This is a genomic window from Roseospira marina (genome assembly GCF_014197855.1).
Taxonomy (GTDB): domain Bacteria; phylum Pseudomonadota; class Alphaproteobacteria; order Rhodospirillales; family Rhodospirillaceae; genus Rhodospira; species Rhodospira marina.
Genome location: NZ_JACIGJ010000002.1, coordinates 143,904 through 160,188 on the forward strand (window position 1 = coordinate 143,904; position 16,285 = coordinate 160,188).

The 16,285-nt window shown below is 69.3% G+C and carries 11 protein-coding genes; 6 read left to right on the plus strand and 5 right to left on the minus strand.

Annotated features, from left to right (window positions below):
- Positions 1-12: 12 nt before the first annotated feature.
- Complete coding sequence (locus GGD82_RS03185; protein ID WP_246163707.1) at positions 13-903, minus strand: methyltransferase domain-containing protein; 891 nt, start codon at positions 901-903, stop codon at positions 13-15.
- A 135-nt stretch (positions 904-1,038) separates the two neighbouring features.
- On the opposite strand from GGD82_RS03185, the gene GGD82_RS03190 reads away from it, so the two are divergent.
- A complete protein-coding gene (locus GGD82_RS03190; protein WP_150061050.1) occupies positions 1,039-1,851 on the plus strand; it encodes a ComF family protein in 813 nt (270 codons plus the stop codon).
- Positions 1,852-2,137: 286 nt separating this feature from the next.
- Here the strand turns inward: GGD82_RS03190 and GGD82_RS03195 are convergent, their stop codons facing one another.
- Positions 2,138-3,076, minus strand: coding sequence for a dihydrodipicolinate synthase family protein (locus GGD82_RS03195; protein WP_150061049.1), 939 nt, complete (start codon positions 3,074-3,076; stop codon positions 2,138-2,140).
- Between the two features lie 164 nt (positions 3,077-3,240).
- On the opposite strand from GGD82_RS03195, the gene GGD82_RS03200 reads away from it, so the two are divergent.
- Positions 3,241-3,753, plus strand: a complete 513-nt coding sequence (locus GGD82_RS03200; RefSeq protein ID WP_184013223.1) for a hypothetical protein — start codon at positions 3,241-3,243, stop codon at positions 3,751-3,753.
- Between the two features lie 21 nt (positions 3,754-3,774).
- Here GGD82_RS03200 and GGD82_RS03205 read toward each other — a convergent pair whose 3' ends face one another.
- Both GGD82_RS03205 and GGD82_RS03210 read right to left on the minus strand, forming a co-directional pair.
- On the minus strand, positions 3,775-4,572 hold the full coding sequence (locus tag GGD82_RS03205) for a PleD family two-component system response regulator (RefSeq protein WP_150061047.1): 798 nt from the start codon (positions 4,570-4,572) through the stop codon (positions 3,775-3,777).
- A gap of 44 nt (positions 4,573-4,616) precedes the next feature.
- Positions 4,617-5,885 (minus strand): bacteriohemerythrin, encoded by a 1,269-nt coding sequence (locus GGD82_RS03210; protein WP_150061046.1) that lies wholly within the window; start codon positions 5,883-5,885, stop codon positions 4,617-4,619.
- A gap of 111 nt (positions 5,886-5,996) precedes the next feature.
- Here GGD82_RS03210 and GGD82_RS03215 point away from each other — a divergent pair, with 111 nt between their 5' ends.
- The 4 genes from GGD82_RS03215 to GGD82_RS03230 all read left to right on the plus strand — a co-directional run bounded on the left by GGD82_RS03215 (position 5,997) and on the right by GGD82_RS03230 (position 11,520).
- Positions 5,997-7,223: a glycosyltransferase family 2 protein gene (locus GGD82_RS03215; protein ID WP_170284147.1), complete on the plus strand. Its 1,227-nt coding sequence runs from the start codon at positions 5,997-5,999 to the stop codon at positions 7,221-7,223.
- Positions 7,220-9,376, plus strand: a complete 2,157-nt coding sequence (locus GGD82_RS03220) for a glycosyltransferase family 4 protein (RefSeq protein WP_150061044.1) — start codon at positions 7,220-7,222, stop codon at positions 9,374-9,376. Before GGD82_RS03215 ends, GGD82_RS03220 begins: the two co-directional genes overlap by 4 nt.
- Positions 9,377-9,437: 61 nt before the next feature.
- The gene (locus GGD82_RS03225) at positions 9,438-9,857 is read left to right on the plus strand and encodes a response regulator (protein ID WP_170284146.1); all 420 of its coding nucleotides are present in this window, start codon (positions 9,438-9,440) and stop codon (positions 9,855-9,857) included.
- Positions 9,850-11,520, plus strand: a complete 1,671-nt coding sequence (locus tag GGD82_RS03230) for an Hpt domain-containing protein (protein WP_150061042.1) — start codon at positions 9,850-9,852, stop codon at positions 11,518-11,520. Before GGD82_RS03225 ends, GGD82_RS03230 begins: the two co-directional genes overlap by 8 nt.
- A 103-nt stretch (positions 11,521-11,623) precedes the next feature.
- Here the strand turns inward: GGD82_RS03230 and gltB are convergent, their stop codons facing one another.
- Positions 11,624-16,186, minus strand: coding sequence for a glutamate synthase large subunit (gene gltB, locus GGD82_RS03235; protein WP_246163706.1), 4,563 nt, complete (start codon positions 16,184-16,186; stop codon positions 11,624-11,626).
- Between the last annotated feature and the right edge of the window lie 99 nt (positions 16,187-16,285).

Genomic DNA, 16,285 nt, shown 5'->3' on the forward strand with positions numbered 1-16,285 from the left:
AGGATCGGCGGTTCAATGCAACACGTCGGTCAGGCTGGTCTGTCCCGACCCAGGCGGAAGCGGCTTGGGTTGGCTGGGGTCAGGCGCCCAGGCCGTCAGGGTAATGACCTCGAACGTCGCCGGCACCCGACCGTCCGGCCCCTGGTGGCGTTCCAGGTACAACTGCGCGGCCCGCATCATCACGTCGCGCCGCCCAAGGCCCCGGTGCCGCGCCAGCACGGCGTTGCTTTCGCCCATGCCGCGCAAATCGGCCATCAGCTTCAGCGGGCTCTCGTAGCGCACCGTGATGATGTCGGCATCCACCGTGGGCAACGCGAATCCGGCACGCGCCAAAAGATTCCCGACGTCGCGCACATCGGCGAGCGGCGACGTGCGGGGCGACAGGCCGCCGGCCAGCTCCATTTCGGCATCGGCCAGACAGGTTCGCAGCTCGCTGAGGGTATCGCCGCCCAGCAAGCAGCCCAGGAACAGGCCATCCGGCCGCAGGGCGCGCCGCGCTTGGATGAGCGCGCCCGGCAGGTCGTTGACCCAGTGCAGGCTGAGATTGCTCAGAATCGCGTCGAGCGATGCGGGGGCAAACGGCAACAGTTCCTCGTCGCACGCCAGCACGGGACCTGTCTTCCGCGCGGCCGCGGAGCGCACCATGGCCGGGGATAGATCGGCCTGGATCAGGGTTTGAATACCGCCCCGCCCGTTCAGCGCCTCCGCGATCTCGCCCCCATGGCAGCCCAGATCCAGCGCCAGGGGAAACGCCCGGGTGATATCATCCAGGCGGTCCACCAGCCGGTCCGCGGTTTCGCGCATCAGGAAATCGAACTGGGGCCAATCCACGGCCGCACGTTCGCGGCGCCAGCGCACCACGCGGCGGTCGAAGACGGTCATGGTATCGGATGGGCCACTCATACAGGGCACTGTGGCGTACCGCGAGGGCGATGTTAAGGCCGCAGTGATGCTCCGGCCGCCTGACGGTGGAAAAAGACGCCGGGCACGGTGCACGGGAGGCCGTAAAGGGCGGAGGTCAAGCATCTGAGCGCCGTAATGAAAGACCCCAGCAGGCTGGATCGGGGGCTGCGCCGCCACGGACGCACCGTCGCGGCGTGGCTGCGTCCGGCGCTTGACCTGGTGCTGCCGCCGCGCTGCCTGCGGTGCGGCGACTTGGTGGCCGATCCCGGCGCCCTGTGCAGCCCCTGCTTTCAGGCGGCAACCTTCATCACGGCACCGGTGTGTGCCCGCTGCGGCGTACCCTTCGGCGGGGACTGGGGCGCGCCGGTGGATGAGGACGCGACCGGCCTGCTCTGCGCCGCCTGCGCCCGCCGTCCGCCACCCTACCACCGCGCCCGGGCCGCCCTGGTCTACGACGACGGCGCCCGCCCCCTGATCCTCGCGTTCAAGCATGGCGACCGGACGGACGCAGCGGGCGCGCTGGCGGGCTGGATGGCACGTGCCGGCGCCCCGCTGCTCGAATCGGCGGATCTGATCGTGCCGGTCCCATTGCACCGCTGGCGTCTCTGGCAGCGCCGCTACAATCAGGCGGGCCTGCTGGCGCGGGCCCTCGCGGCCCACAGCCGCCGCCCGTGGTCGCCGGACGTGCTGACCCGGATCCGCGCCACGCCCACGCAAGGCGGTAAAGGCCGGCGGGACCGGGCCGCCAATGTGCGACATGTCTTTCGCGTCGCCCGGCCGATCCGAATTGCCGGTCAGCGCGTGCTGCTGATCGATGACGTGATGACCACCGGCGCCACGGTCGAGGCCTGCACGCGCGCCCTGCGGCAGGCGGGCGCCGTCGCGGTCGATGTTCTGACGCTGGCCCGGGTCCTTGAGACCGAAACCGACGCTCCGTTAAGCGAGTGATTCTGCGGGGCTTTCCCTCATGACCGTCAAGGGTATGCGTCTTCTGCAATGCAGCAACGATTTTTCTTGCACTAGGCGCATGGCTCAGGGCATAAGGAGGGGGCCACGCAAGTGGATCGGGGAGGAGCGACCGGCGGTGACAAGGACCCGGGCCATTGACCCAAAGGGCCGCGCCGCACCTCAAACCGCCGCGAGGGGAACCCCTCGCGGCGGTTGTCGTTTCGGGATCGGGGCTTAGAGACAAGACAAGACAAGGCATGGCCGGTCGCAGTGCCCCGGACCTCCGTCAGGCTTCGGTCGATCGCCGGGACGAGACACCCAACCCCGCCAACCGATCCGCCAGTGCCGCGCCGGCCGTGCGCTCCATGGGCAGCAGCGGCGGGCGCGGTGCGCGCCAGCCGTCGTCGGCCAGCCATTCGGCCATGACGGCCTTCAAGGCGGGAATCAGGGGCACCTCGCTGAACACCGCCCGCACGGCCGAAGCCGACTCCTGAAGCGCGACCGCCTCGGGCCCCTGCCACCCAGCGATCACGGCGGCGATTCCGGCGGGATTGACGTTCGCTGTCGCCGAGATGCACCCGGCGGCCCCGAGACGCAGCGCCTCCAGGACGCGCGCCTCCGACCCCGGGAACACGGCAAACCCGGGAAACCGCTCCAGGAGATCGCGGGTGTTTTCGAACACGCCGGAACTGTCCTTCAGCCCTACCACCGTGTCCGGATGGGCGGCGATCAACCGGCCGACCAGAGCCGGCGACAGCGGAACCTCGCTGAGCTGCGGGAAGTGGTACAGGTAGATGCGCAGCCGCGCGTCCCCGACCTGCTGGATGACGGCGTCATAGCTGCCAAACAGGCCGTCGTCCGACACGCCCTTGTAGTAGAACGGCGGCAGCATCAGCACACCGGCGCAGCCCGCCTGCACAGCCGCACGGGTCAGGCGCACGGTGTCCGGAAGCGCGCAGGTTCCCGTTCCGGGCATCAGACGCGCGGCCGGGATACCCGCATCGATCAGGCTCTGCAGCAGGTCGATTTTCTCGTCGATACCAAGGCTGTTCGCTTCCGACGTGGTCCCGAACACCGCGAGGCCATCGGCGCCACTCGCCAGGAGCCAGCGGCATTGATCCAGAAAGCGCGGCATGGACACCGTCCGGTCGGCCTCGAACGGCGTAAGCACAGGCACGAACAGGCCCCGGGCCCGGTCGGTCGGAAGGGACACAGCCTCGGTCATGGTGATCTCGCTTTTCTCAGTGTACGAAGGGGACGGGTCATCCGCACCTTAGCCCGCACACGGCGCCGGTCCAGCCCGATCGCCGGGCCGAGCACGTCCGCTTGCGAACGGACATCTGATCGCCCAAGTGTCGGCATACCATTGCCTGTCCGGAGTGTTCCGCCATGCCCCGTCCGGGTCTACCGTCCCCTGCATGGTCCGGCGTTGCCGCAGCACCGACCGGCCGTCCGGACCTAGGCTCGGGACTCGGGTCCGCCGTCGGGCTGATCCTTAGTCTTGGGTTTGCGCTCGGGGCGTGCGCGCCAGAGCCCGCCTACGGACCGCGCCCGGATGCGAGCGCGCGTACCGTCGCCCCCGTGCTGGAGGACACGCACACCACGGCGGTCGATGCCGGCCTGCCGAACGATTCGGGGGGCGCCATAACCGGGTCGGGCGCGTGCGGACGCCTACAGGCCGTTCGTAGCTATCGGGCGCGGCTCCAGGACCTCATCGACGCCATAGAGGCCGACGGCGTCACCCCGGCGGAGCGCACCGACCTCATGCGGGCCTACAGCCGGCTGCACGCCGCCGAAGCCGCCGAGGCGACCGCCGCCAGTGACGTGACCACCGCCCGATATCGTCTGGAGGCCCTCACGGGCGGCGATATCCGCGCGTCGGACCTACCGCCCTGCGAATGAAACCGTCCCGATCCGAGGCCGTCAGATCAGGAACAGATTGTCGAGCGCGTTGAACAGATCGTCGCCAAACGACGGCCCCTTCTTGATGATCGGCACGCGCTTGGGCAGCAGGGAGAGGGCATCGCTGCTGGGATCCAGGCTCGTAATCAACGCCACGGCCACATTCCGAGTCTCCGGCATGGCGGTCAGCCCGATCGTCAAGTCAATGCCGCTGAGGCCCGGCATCACGGCGGACACGACCACCATGTCGGGCTTTGTGCGGACGATCAGCGGCAACGCTTCGAAGGTTGAACTGACCTGAACGGTGCGGTAACCGCACTGCTGCAATTCGCGCTCAACGAAGTGTGTCTGGGTGCCCGGCTCCATCACCAGCACGACCTCAATGTCGCGCACCTCGACCTCGGCCGGCGCGAACCCGCGCTTGGCGGGCAGTGTCCGCACTAGCGGGCCCTGCTCCGCATCGACGGGAATGCGCCCCTCGCCGATATCCAGCGCCAACTCCACGAATCGTTCGAGGTCGTCAAGCACCAGACCGGCGGGCACGTTCCGGACTTCCCCGAGATAGTCGCCCAGACGCAGACCAATGGCGGTCAGCGGACTCAGGCCAAGCGTTTCAGAACGGCTTCGAATGGTCAGCCCGAACCGCTGGCCCAGCCGCACGACCTCGGGCACCGTACCGGGGTCATGCCGCGCGGCATCGATGGCAAGGGTCAGGTCACGGGCGCCGTCGGCCAGTTCATCCAGGAACTCCCTCCGCATTTCGGCCAGCACCGAGTCGGCCGTGTCCCCCCCCGCACCCGCCGCCTTGCGCTCATCCATGGGGCCCCCCTTTCCCTCTGTTCCTGCGTGGCGGATGCCGAGGGTCAGACCACGCCGGCGTCTTCAAGACTCCCCCGGACCTCCGGGGGCACGGGCATAGCCTCGGCCAAAGCCTGCGCGTCCGTGTTCTTTTCCACATAGGGCTTATAGCGCATATCCTCGCCTAGAATATGGTTCATCAACCAGCTCTTCAGGAAGGTCTGAAGGGTCTCGGCATCTACCGAATCCGGGTCCTTCTGGTACTGATCCAACCACGTGCGCAATTGCTGCTTCAGATCGGCGTGGCGCCCGGCGTGATCGGCCGCTCCCGGGAAATTGGCAGCCCGCAACAGGGCCTCCTCCCGCCCGAAGTGGAAGTCCGTGAACTCCCACAGTGTGTTCAGGATGTGGCCCACGACCCAATCGCTTTCCGGTTCGCGAAATGCGTCGGGCAAGCGGTTGATCAAGGCCGCCATGACGCGGTGATCCTCATCGATCGCCGCGGCTCCGACCGACCAGGTCTCGGTCCAGGGCACCAACGGGTCAGCCTCGTCGTCCGAGGTCACGGGTTCCTCGCCGTCGTCATCGGAGACGAGCGCGAGATCCGCCGGGTCCTCGTCCACATCGTCCGCACCCGGATCCGCATCGAGGCCGTCCCCGACCGAGCCGACCTCCTCCTCCTCGGCGTCCGCCTGCAGATCATCCCCTGGCAGGGGGCTCTCCTCGAACACGAGGTCGTCCCCCGCCCCATCGGCGTCCGCGGGGTCCTCCATGGTGCCGGCCATCGCGAGCGGTCCGTCCCCGCCGTCGTCGTCGGTCGCGTCGAGGGTCGCGTCGAGGGTCGCCGACGCCCCGCTGTCTTCGCTGTCTTCGCCGTCTTCGCCGTCCTCCAGGTCTTCTAGGACGAAGGGCTCAGACTCGTCGCCCGCCTCGTCCGGGTGGGGCGGCGTTTCCGGCGGCTGTGTCGGATTGGCGTTTCCACCGGTGCCGAACGCCTCCGACACCAGCGTCTCGGAGCGAGCCAGCGCGTCGGTCAGGCCCGAGTCGCTCTGGTCAAGAGCGTCCGAACTGGCCTGAATACGGGCCGTCATCCCCTGAATGGCGGCGATGAGAAGATCGTTAGTCTCCTCCAGAGCCTCGATGCGCGCATCCCGGTCCCGCAGATCCTCCCGCATGGCCTGATAGCGTTGCTCGACGACCACGAAAAGGTCGTTTAGCTTTTGAATACGGTGGTCCCGATCGGTCTGCCGCCCACTGAGGTCCGCAACCGCGCGTTCGGCGTCGGCAATGACGCCCATGGCGATGTCCTGATGATCCCGTCCACCCATACTCATTCCAACTCCTGCCGTTACCCCACCCCAACGCCGCGTGCCCAAGACTATCATGCCGGATTTTGGGGCTCAAAGATGCGTTCGACTGAGCCCTTCTCGAAAGGCGGGAGAGCCATGCCCAGTTTGCGTGTGGACTCGTGGCGGGTTTGCGTGGTGGCCCACACGCCCGACCGGCTGCCCCTGGTCCAACGGCTGCGGAATCGTGGCTGGCCGGTCGTGACGGTGGCTCCCGACGCCACGGGTCCGGTGGATCATCACGCACGCTCCGTCTGGCGCCAACTCCGGGCAGAGACACCCGATCTCGTCATCGCGTTGGGACCGCCGTGGTGGCTGGGCCGCGCCGCCCAGGCGCGAGACGCCGCGATCGAGACACCGCCGGCCCGGTGGATTCTGATGCCCGCGCCAGACCGGGAGACGCTCCCCTCCACCGCCAATCCTGCCGAGAACCATGCCGACGGAGCGACGCGCGCCCTGCTGGACCGGCTGGCCCGGGCCTCGGCGGACTGGATCGGCCCCCCGACCCCGCCGGACGCGGTGGTCCTGCCCGGTGAACGCATGGGCGATCTGCCCGGCTGGCTGTCTGCGCTGCCTTCGGCCCGTCCGCCGCCGGGTCGGGATCGCCCGACCATTGGCCTTGTGCTGGTCCACCACGACCGGCCCCGGCTCGTGACCCGGGCGTTGCGCTCGATCGACAGCCAGACCCGGCCGCCCGACGCCCTTGCCGTTGTGGACGCCGCCAGCCGGGACCCGGCCGCCCGCGCCGCGCTGCGCAACGCCGTTCAGGCCCTGCAAACCGGTCCAGTCCGCCTGCGGTACCAAACGAGTGCCAGCCTGGGCGCGGCACGCTGGGCCGGCGCGCAGGCCCTGGATACGAGGTGGCTGCTGTTCCTGGACGACGACAATGTTCTGCCGCCCGCCGCGCTTGCCACCTTCGCCACCGCCGCCGCAACCAACCGGGCGGCGATCTGGACCAGTTGGGCCGCGCTGTTCACCGGAGAGCCGCCCGAGACCGCCATCCCCACCGAACCCGCCGCGCTTTATGCGCCCCTGGGTCCCATGCCGGGGCGGATCGACCAGGAGAACGCGCTGGGAGACGCCGGTCTGTTGATCCGGCGGACGACCTTCGATGCCCTGGGCGGATTCGATCCCGATCCCGCAACCGGCGCCGAGGACTGGGATCTGCTGGCGCGCGCCTGGATCGCGGGCCATGAACAGCGCGTGATCCCATCCGTGCTGCTGCACAAGCGCCTGTCCAAGGCCTCCATGTCCGCGACCATGGACCGCGCCCGGGCCCGGGCGCGTGTGACAGGCCGGTTGCGGCACGCCGGGGTGCCTGCGTGACGGACTCCAGCCCGCCCACCGCCCGCGTTTGTCTGGTCACCACCGAAATCCTCGGCCCGACCCGAACCGGCGGCATCGCCACGGTCCTAAGCGCGCTGGCCGATGGACTGGTCGCCCAGGGGCACACCGTCACGGTGCTGTGCCTGAACGGCACCCGCTCCATGGACGGGCCCTTCGACCGCTGGGTCGCTCACTACCGCCGCCGAGGCATCACTCTGGTGCCCCTGCCCGACCCGACCGACGACGCCACCATGCCGGCCATGGGCGGCCTGTGGGCGGAACGCTCCCTGGCCCGCCGCTGGCAGGTGCTGGCGTGGTTGGAGGCACAGGCCTTTGATCTGGTGCATTTCAACGACTGGGGTGGCGAGGCGGCGCTCGCCGGTCGCGCCCGCGCCCAGGGCATCGCGCTCCGGCAAACCCGGCTGGTGCTCGGGCTGCATGGCGCCTCCGACTGGGCGATGACCGGCAACGATACGCCCCTGGAGGACCTGCCCCGCTTGATCCAGATCGAGTTAGAGCGGATCGCACCCCGCCTCATGGACGCCGTGTGGAGCCCGAGCGGCTTTATGCCGGCGTGGTTGGAGGCCCGGGGCGCGCCGGCGCCGGACGTCCGCCTCATGCCGCAGCCGCTGCCGGACCCCGGCCCCCCGCGCCCGCCCGCTACCGAGACCGCCCCAATCACCCACCTCGTTCTGTTCGGACGGCTGGAGGACCGCAAGGGTGTGGCGGTGCTGCTGGACGCGCTCGACCGCCTCGCCGAGGCGACGCGGACCGATCCGACCGCTGCCGCGCCGACCGCCGTGATCTTCCTGGGCCGCGCCGCGACGGTCCAGGGCGAGCCGGCGGCCCGTGTCATCGGGCGGCGGGCCGCGTCCTGGCCCTGGCCGGCGACCGTGTGCGACAGCCTCGACCGGGACGCCGCGCTGGCGCTGCTAAGGGCGCCGGGACGGCTCGCCCTCATTCTGGCGCCGGCGGAAAACAGCCCGATGACCCTGCACGAGTGTCTGGCCCTGAGGATTCCGGTGCTGGCGAGCGCGACCGGAGGCATACCGGAGTTGATCGCGACCGAGGACCACGCGCGGGTTCTGGTCCCCTATGACGCGGACGCGCTGGCCGAGCGGCTGGGCACCGTGCTCGGGCAGCCATTCGCGCCCGCACGGCCCGCGCACGATGCGCGGGACACCGCGCGGATCTGGGCGGCGTGGCATGCGGACCTGCTGGCGACCCCCGGCGACCGGACGCCGCCGACCACACCCCAACCGAACCCGATCACCCCGCTGATAGCGCCAGCGGACACCCCAGGACCAACCTGGAAGGCGGCCCTGGTCGCGCGACACGCCGCGAACGATCCGACCCCGGTCTGCCTGCTGACCGACGCAGACCAGATCGCGCCGGGTGCCCTGTCCCTCCTGGACGCGGTCCTGGTTCGGACCGGGGCCGCCCTGCTGGCTCCGGCCTGGAGGGACGCGCGAGACGGCCGCGTGTTTCCCTGCCTCGACTCCGTCCCGGCCAGCGCCCAGGCCACCCCACTGGTGGCCGGCCCCGGCCTTGTCCTCACCCGCGCCGCCATCGAATGCGCCGCACGGGACTGGGACCCCTTGAGCGGCCTCTGGGGCCTCGTCGCGGTTTGCCGGGCCGCCGGCCTGACCCACGAGGCCGTGCCGCGGGTCCTGGTGTCACGCCGCCGGCCGTGGACGGAGCCGCCAACGGCCCTGGCCCGTGCACCGCGCCTGTGGGCCGCCGTCACCCCGCCGGTCCTCGCCCCGCTCACGGCCGCCCTCCTTGCCGGGCTGAGCGCGGCGCGCCTGCCGCCCGGCAGCAGCGCGGCACGCCCGCTCTCGACGGACGCACGCGAGCGCACCGCCCGCCGCGACCGCCGCCGGGCGCTGGCCTTGTGGCGATCCTGGCCCTGGCGCGTGACCCGCCCCCTGCGCAATCGAACGCGGCGCCGCGCCGGTCTTCCTCCGGAGCCGGTCGAACCACCGCCCCTGACCGCGCCGGGCGCCGCCAGCGACGTTCTGTTCGGCATGCTCGTGTCGCGCTCATGGCCGCTCGGCGTCCTGGTCGCCACGCCCATCGCCCGAATCCGCGCTCAAATCCGCGCCGGGATCTGGGGGGTCTTCCGGCGCCGGAAGACGAGTCTTCGCGGTTGACGCGACCGCCGTGCTGGTGTGCCATCAAGTGTTTCCGTCCAGCCGCAGTGGAGACCTGTCCTTGAGCCAGGAAACGCCGCCGTCCGCACGCCTCCAGCGTGTCCTGCTCGTTGATGATGAAGACGCGCTGCGAGTCCTGCTTGAGCTTGCCGTGCGCGACATCGGAGGCCTGGACACCCTGGCCTGTGCCACCTGCCGCGAAGCCCGGGAGCAGGTGGCGGTCTTCCAACCGGATCTGTTGGTGGTAGACGTCCAGCTTCCGGACGGAGATGGCCTTGATCTGGTGGATGCCTTAACCGCTGGCGCCACCCCGCCCGGTCCTCCGGCCGTGCTGTTGACGGCGCGGCCCGACGCGATCGCCGACCGCGCGGCCCGCATGGGCAGCGTTGCCGGTGTTCTCGCCAAACCGTTTGACCCGATGACCTTATCGCAGACGCTGGATCAGCTTTGGCGTGACTGGAGCGCGTCCCGGCATGCCTGATCCAACCGCCATACAGCAGGGGTATGCCTTGTTATGGGAGAGTGTTGCCGGATTTCCGACCGTCGCCCGCGAGATCGCTGCCGACGTTCATGACGCGCTCGGCGTCCTCGAAAACCGAGAGGTCACTGCGGATGCCGAGGGGATCGCGGCGGCCCCGAACGGGCTCCGCCCCGCACTAACCCGCGCCAGCCGGGCCGCCCACAAACTGGCGGGCTCCGCCGGCTCCATGGGGTTCGTCTCAACCGGCCGGACCGCCGGGGCGCTCGAGATCCTCCTGGAAAGCCTGCTGGACCGGGACGCGCCGATGTCTCCGGCCGCGCGCGCCCAAATTGCCTTGCTGGACCGCCGCCTGCTGGAGCGCGTCGCCGCGCTGGATCCAGCCACGTCCACCCTGTTCAGCCGCCCGCCGCCCCCCCAGCGGGTGCCGCCCCCCCAAACGGCCCGCAATCCCGGCGCCGGTCCCGACATGAGGCTGTTCGGAGCGCGGTCCGGGGAGCCGTGGAGCGCCGTCACCGACCGTCTGGCCGCGTACGGCTGGTCCGTCGAGGCTCACCCGGACGTGCCCTCCGACCATCCGGGCGCGCCGCCGGATATCGCCCTGATCGACCTGGATGTCGTGCCCGAGGGCCTGGAGCGCATGGCGGACCTGACCGGGCCGCGCGGGGTCTGGGCTGGGCGTCCCTGGTATGGCGCCCAGGCGCAGCCGACCCCGCAGGCACGCGCCGAGGCCGTGGCCGCCGGCGCCGTCGGCGTGCTGACCAAGCCGGTGGATGCGGATGCACTGGTGGACCATTTCGCCACCGTATCCGCAACCGTGCGCGACGATGTCACCCGGGTCGCCATCCTGGACCCGGAGCCGGCGCTTGCCGCGCTGCTGTGCCACGTTTTGGAAAGCGCCAACGTCCTCGCCGAGATTGTGCCGGGACCGTCGGCCCTGCTCCATCTCCTCGCGGATGCCGGCGATGAAGGGGGTATCGACGCCCTGGTGATGGTCGAACGCACCCAGGCCCGGGGCGCCCTCAATCTCGCCATGGCGCTGCGGCAGGATCCCACGTGGGACGCGCTGGGGCTGGTGGTGCTGCTGCCGTCACCGAGCCTCGACCCCGTGGCCGGCGCGTTGGCGCGCGGCGGGGATGTGCTGATGCCATGGCCCGTGGACCCGGACCTGTTCGCGGCCACCGTCGTGGGACAGGCCGCCCGTGCCCGAAGTCGCCGGCTCCGCCACCACCACGAGGGCGACAGCCCAGTCCTGGTGCGGTCCGCGTTGGAGTCGCGCATCCGCACCCTGCTGGAGCGTGCCACGGCGCTGGACCTGCCGCTGACGGTGGCCTGGATGCAAGGCCGCACGCCCAAGGCCGCCGAGGAGGCGGCGGCGCAAGGGCCGGAGATCGACCGCCTGCTGGCCCGCATCCTGCGGGAAATTCTGAGCCCGACGGACGTGCTGGGGCGCGGCCCCGACGGCGGGCTCGCCGTCGTGCTCCCCTTTCAGGATTGGGCGAGTGCCGAGGCGCGTCTCGCCCCCATCGCGGAGCGGCTGGGACGGCTGGCCCCCGAAGCGACGCTATCGATCGGCCTCGCCGAACGGAGCGGGCCGAGAGACCAAGCCGCCCCCCTGCTCGCCCAGGCCCGCGCCAACGCAAACGGCAACGGCACACCGGCCTGACCCCGCCCCACGGCGCACACCCAGAGCGCAAACACAACGAAGCCCCGCCGGGGGCACCGGCAGGGCTTCGCCATTCTTGGGGCCTTGAGACGGACCGGCCGGCCTACTCGGCCGCCGTGCCCACCGCGCCGGGCTCCACGCCCTCCGGCGTGACCGGCACCGCGAGCTTATCGAGCATCTCCTTCGGCACGATCTGCCAGAAGTGCTTGACCTCGCGGTCCCAATTGACCAGCAGGCGCTGGGCGAACCGCGACTGGGTCTCGCGGGCATGCGCATCCACCAACGCCTTCAGGCGCTCGTCGTAGTGATCGACCTGGATCCGCTGCCAGATGACAAAGTCCGGATTGATGCGGACCGGCAGCAGGTTCTCCGGATCGTAGACGAACGCCATGCCCCCGGACATGCCGGCGCAAAAGTTGGCGCCCACCTCGCCCAGGATCACGACCGTGCCGTTGGTCATGTACTCGCAGCCGTTGGAGCCGCAGCCCTCAACCACCACCTCGGCGCCGGAGTTGCGCACCGCGAACCGCTCCCCGGCCTGACCGGACGCGAACAGCTGCCCCCCGGTCGCGCCATACAGCGCCGTGTTGCCGATAATCGTGTTCTCGTGCGAGTTCAGCGGGCTGGACACAGCCGGGCGCACCACGATGGTGCCACCCGACAGGCCCTTGCCGACGTAGTCATTGGCGTCGCCGAACACCTCCAGCTTCAGGCCCTGCACCGCGAACGCGCCCAGGGACTGGCCGGCCGATCCGCGCAGGCGCACCGTAATGTGGCCGGGCTGAAGACCGGTCATGCCGTATTTGGTCACGATCTTGTGCGACAGCTTGGTCCCCACGGCGCGGTGCGTGTTCCGCACCGTATAGGTCAGCTGCATCTTCTCGCCGTCTTCCAGCGCGTTGCGGGCATCCTGGATCATCTGCGCATCCAGGGTCTCCGGCACCTCGTTCCGGCCCTCAATGGCGCAGTGAACCGGCAAACCGCCGCTGTCCGGCTTGGACAGGATGGCGTTCAGGTCCAGGTCGTCCAGATGCTCGGACCCCCGGCTGATCTGATGCAGCAGGTCGGTGCGGCCGATCGCCTCGTTGAGGGACCGCAGGCCCAGCGAGGCCAGGATTTCGCGCACCTCCTCGGCCATGAAGGTGAACAGGTTCACCACCTTCTCCGCCGTCCCGGTGAACTTGTCGCGCATCGCCTTGTCCTGGGTGCACACGCCCACCGGACAGGTGTTGGTGTGGCACTGACGGACCATGATACAGCCCATAGCGATCAGCGACGTGGTGCCGACGCCGAACTCCTCCGCCCCCAACATGGCGGCGATGACGACGTCGCGCCCGGATTTGATGCCGCCGTCGGTGCGCAGCAACACCCGGTGACGCAGGCGGTTCAGGGTCAGGACCTGATGAACCTCCGACAGGCCCATTTCCCACGGCAAGCCCGCGTACTTGATCGACGTCTGCGGGCTGGCGCCGGTGCCGCCGTTGTGGCCGGACACCAGGATGACGTCCGCGTTGGCCTTGGCCACGCCGGCGGCGATGGTGCCGATGCCGGTGCGGCTGACCAGCTTCACCGTGACGCGGGCACTCGGGTTGATCTGTTTCAGGTCATAGATGAGCTGCGCCAGATCCTCGATCGAGTAGATGTCGTGGTGCGGCGGCGGGCTGATGAGCGTGACACCCTCGGTCGAGTGGCGCAGCTTGGCGATCTCCGCCGTGACCTTGAAGCCGGGAAGCTGGCCGCCCTCGCCGGGCTTGGCGCCCTGGGCCACCTTGATCTCGATCTCGCGGCACTGGTTCAGGTACTCGGCCGTCACGCCGAACCGCCCAGAGGCCACCTGCTTGATGGCGGAATTCTCGTTATCCCCGTTGGCGCGCGGCTTGTAGCGCGCCGGGTCCTCGCCGCCCTCGCCGCTGTCGGACTTCGCGCCGATGCGGTTCATGGCGATGTTGAGGGTACCATGCGCCTCCGGCGACAGCGCGCCGAGCGACATGGCCGGGGTCACGAACCGGCGGCGGATGACGTTGGTGTTCTCCACCTCATCCACATTGATCGCCTCCGCGACATGCTTGAAGTCCAGCAGGTCGCGGATGTTGATCGGCGGCAGTGCGCGCAGGCCCGCCGTGTACCGCTTGAAGATCTGATAGCCCTCGGTCGCCACCGCTTCCTGAAGGACATGGATCAGGCGGCCGTCGTACTGGTGCGGCTCGCCCCCGCGCCGGTAGCGGTAGAAGCCACCCACGGGAAGGGAGACCACGGACGGGTCATAGGCGCGGGCGTGCTGCTCCAGCACCTTGCGCTGAATGCCGGAGAGGCCGATGCCGGAGATGCGCGACGTCATGCTGGTGAAGAACTCCGCCACCAGCGATCGCGACAGGCCGATAGCCTCGAAGCAATGCCCGCCGCGATAGCTGCTGAGGACCGAGATGCCCATCTTGGACATGATCTTCAGCAGGCCGTCGTTGACCGCCTTCTTGTAGCGCAGCATGACCTGATCAAGGGTCAGGTCCCCGAACAGACCGCGCCGATGCCGGTCCGCGATGCTTTCCTGGGTCAGCCACGGGTTCACGGTCGTCGCGCCCACACCGATCAGCACGGCGTGGTAATGCGTTTCCAGGCACTCGCCGGTGCGCACGTTGACGGACGTAAAGGTCCGCAGGCGTTGGCGCACCATGTGGGTGTGCACGGCGCCGGCGGCGAGGATCATCGGAATCGCCGCCCGGTCCGGCCCGGCGGCCGTGTCGGACAGGATGACGTGGGTGCGGCCGCCGCGCACGGCGTCCTCCGCCTCATGCTGGATGCGATGGATCGCGTTGCGCAGGGCATTGTCGCCGCCCTTCGGATCGAACGTGCAGTCGATCTCGGCCGCAGTGTCGCCCATGTAGCGGCGCATGGCCTCGAATTCGGCGTTCGTCAGCACGGGGCTTTCGAGCTGAAGCAGCTCGCACTGCTCCGGGGACTCGTCGAGGATGTTGCCCAGGTTGCCCAGTCGCGTGCGCAGGCTCATCACCCGCGTCTCGCGCAGAGGGTCGATGGGCGGGTTCGTCACCTGGCTGAAGTTCTGTCGGAAGAACTGGTGCAACCCCCTGTAGTTGTCGGACAAAACGGCCAGCGGGGTGTCGTCGCCCATGGAGCCAATGGCCTCCTTGGCGTCCTCCACCATGGGGTGAAGGATCAACTCCATATCTTCCATGGACTGACCGAACGCCACCTGCGCGCGGCGGAGGGGCTCGCCCGAGATATGCGAGATCTCGTTGCGGTCCTGCTGGATCAGGCTGTCGAGCCGGGTGATGCGCTTGACCCAGTCATTGAACGGCTGACGGGCGGACAGCCGGTCCTTGATCCCGAGATCGTCGTAGAACTTACCCTCGCGCAGGTCGACGGCAATCATTCCGCCCGGACCGACGCGGCCCTTGCGCACGACCTCGGATTCCACGACCCGCACCATGCCCGTCTCCGAGCCGACCACCAGCAGACCGTCCCGCGTGACGCTGTAGCGCATGGGGCGCAGGCCGTTGCGGTCCATGCCCGCGACGACCCAGCGGCCGTCCGTGGCGCAGATCGCGGCCGGACCGTCCCACGGCTCCATGACGCAGTTGCAATAGGAGATGAGGTCGCCGTGCGGCTCCGGCAGGGTCGCATCCTGATTCAGGCTTTCCGGGATCAGCATGGCTTTGGTCATCGGGGCTTCGCGGCCGGCGCGGCACAGCAGTTCGAACACCGCGTCGAGCGATGCGCTATCCGATCCACCGGCACGGACCAGCGGCTTCAGATCCTCGATGGACGCGCCCAGGGCCGCGGAGGCCATGCGTGTCTCATGCGCCTTCATCCAGTTGACGTTGCCGGTGAGGGTGTTGATCTCGCCGTTGTGGGCAAGCATCCGGAACGGCTGCGCCAGCCACCATGTCGGGAACGTGTTGGTCGAATAGCGCTGGTGATAGATCGCGAAGCTCGACACGAACCGCTCGTCCAGCAAGTCCGGGTAGAAGCTGGTGAGCTGCTCGGCCAGGAAAAGGCCCTTGTAGATGATCGAGCGGCAGGACAGCGAGCAGATGTAGAAGTCCTGCACACCGGCGGCCTGCACCTTCTTCTCGATGCGCCGCCGCACGACGTAAAGGTCGAGCTCGAACTGCTCATCGTCCACACCGCGTGTGTTGCAGATCATGATCTGCTCGATCTCGGGCCGCGTGGCGTTGGCCTTTTCGCCGATCACGGAGACGTCGACCGGCACCTGGCGCCAGCCGTAGATCGTGTAGCCGGCGGCCAGGATCTCGGTCTCGACGATGCAGCGGCAGTCCTCCTGGGCGAGCAGGTCCGCCTTAGGCAAGAACACCATGCCGACGGCGAGATGCCCCTCCAGCGGGTCGTGCCCGGTGGCCGCGATGTGGACCTTGAAGAAGTCCTGCGGGATCTCGACGTGGATGCCCGCGCCGTCGCCGGTCTTGCCGTCCGCGTCCACCGCGCCGCGATGGAACAGGACCTTCAGGGCCTCGATACCGGCGACGACGACGTCGCGGCGCGGCTTGCCGTCGATGGCGGCCACCAGCCCGACGCCACAGGCGTCATGCTCTTGCGCCGGATCATAGGCGTGGTCGCGCTGCAACTGCTCGGCATTGGCGCGCCATTCGGCCACGAAGCGGGCACCGTCGGTCATTTGCGTCTCGGTCATGGCCGGAGACTCCTCTCGCGTCGAGTCGGATCAGTCGTTCAGTCAGGTCGGGCCGTCAGGTCGGGCAAACACATCGGGCACACAGGGCGGATGGCCCCC

Excerpts from the sequence above, each read along its gene's own strand:
- GGD82_RS03195 (WP_150061049.1), bottom strand. The coding sequence starts at position 3,076 with ATGACCGAGGCTGTGTCCCTTCCGACCGACCGGGCCCGGGGCCTGTTC.
- GGD82_RS03185 (WP_246163707.1), bottom strand. The coding sequence starts at position 903 with ATGAGTGGCCCATCCGATACCATGACCGTCTTCGACCGCCGCGTGGTG.
- GGD82_RS03210 (WP_150061046.1), bottom strand. The coding sequence starts at position 5,885 with ATGAGTATGGGTGGACGGGATCATCAGGACATCGCCATGGGCGTCATT.
- GGD82_RS03230 (WP_150061042.1), top strand. The coding sequence starts at position 9,850 with ATGCCTGATCCAACCGCCATACAGCAGGGGTATGCCTTGTTATGGGAG.
- GGD82_RS03205 (WP_150061047.1), bottom strand. The coding sequence starts at position 4,572 with ATGGATGAGCGCAAGGCGGCGGGTGCGGGGGGGGACACGGCCGACTCG.
- GGD82_RS03215 (WP_170284147.1), top strand. The coding sequence starts at position 5,997 with ATGCCCAGTTTGCGTGTGGACTCGTGGCGGGTTTGCGTGGTGGCCCAC.
- GGD82_RS03200 (WP_184013223.1), top strand. The coding sequence starts at position 3,241 with ATGCCCCGTCCGGGTCTACCGTCCCCTGCATGGTCCGGCGTTGCCGCA.
- GGD82_RS03190 (WP_150061050.1), top strand. The coding sequence starts at position 1,039 with ATGAAAGACCCCAGCAGGCTGGATCGGGGGCTGCGCCGCCACGGACGC.
- gltB (WP_246163706.1), bottom strand. The coding sequence starts at position 16,186 with ATGACCGAGACGCAAATGACCGACGGTGCCCGCTTCGTGGCCGAATGG.